General features: G+C 39.1%; 2 pseudogenes. One reads left to right on the top strand and one right to left on the bottom strand.

Annotated features, from left to right (window positions below):
- Positions 1-211 (bottom strand): annotated as a pseudogene (locus tag ABN217_RS19085) (hypothetical protein); the annotation flags it as partial.
- A gap of 453 nt (positions 212-664) precedes the next feature.
- Between ABN217_RS19085 and ABN217_RS19080 the strand changes: the two are divergent.
- Positions 665-865: pseudogene (locus ABN217_RS19080) on the top strand (cytidine deaminase); the annotation flags it as partial.

The following is an 865-nucleotide window of genomic DNA, read 5'->3' as shown; positions in this document are numbered from 1 at the left end:
ATAACTGCACTAGGTAACTAAAATATTGTTTATACATTGGGTCATTTAAGTGGTATTTGGCTTCAATATTTGCCATTACCTCCGGTGGTAGTTTACGCTCCCCAGTAAATGGACTTCCTGGTGCTAACCGCATCATAAAAAATGAAATAGTAATAAGAATAAAAAGTGTCGGAATCGCTTCAAGTAAACGACGTAAAATAAATTTTAACATTGCCCTTTCCTACTTTGTTGCTTAGTCGGACCAATAATCATATTAGTGTCCGGCTCCGTAGAGCCGGACTGAGGTTGCTGACGAAGCGGGATAAAAGCGTGTTTTTTCCCGCTCCGTGTTATCAGCCGAAAATCAATAATTTGATTTTCCTAATTTAGGTCAAATAACCTCAACGACTACCGCCAAACAAAATACGTTTGTCAGCAGTCAGTCAGAGGCTTACCGCCAAAAACTTGAGATACATCTCTCAATTACACAATTTGTTTCATTAATTTCATAGAAAAAGAGATATTAATCACATATTAAGTGATAATTTATTACATATACTCTAAACACTTGAGATGCAGCTGAACGGGAACCCCATAACTCACGAAGAGCGTAGAAAGTATCCCCCAATGCAAAACGCTGCAATTGAGTATAAAAAATGTAAGTAAGTCACTAGGAGAACTACTCATGCATTCAAGATTTAAGTCCGCTTGGTCTCAACTCCCAGAAAAGTTACAAGTTGCGCTCAGACCCATTATTGATACACCTGATTTTCAAGCGATGCTGAGTGCCGAACAAGTTAATCAGATTAAGGCTGATTGCGGTTATAGTGACAGCGAGCTGGCATTTTTATTATTACCTTTCGCGGCGGCCTATGCTGTTACCCCA

Source organism: Proteus sp. fly-1067, assembly GCF_040139345.1.
Lineage (GTDB): Bacteria > Pseudomonadota > Gammaproteobacteria > Enterobacterales > Enterobacteriaceae > Proteus > Proteus vulgaris_B.
The sequence above is the reverse complement of the archived record's forward strand: the minus strand, read 5'-3'. Positions and strand labels throughout refer to the sequence as shown.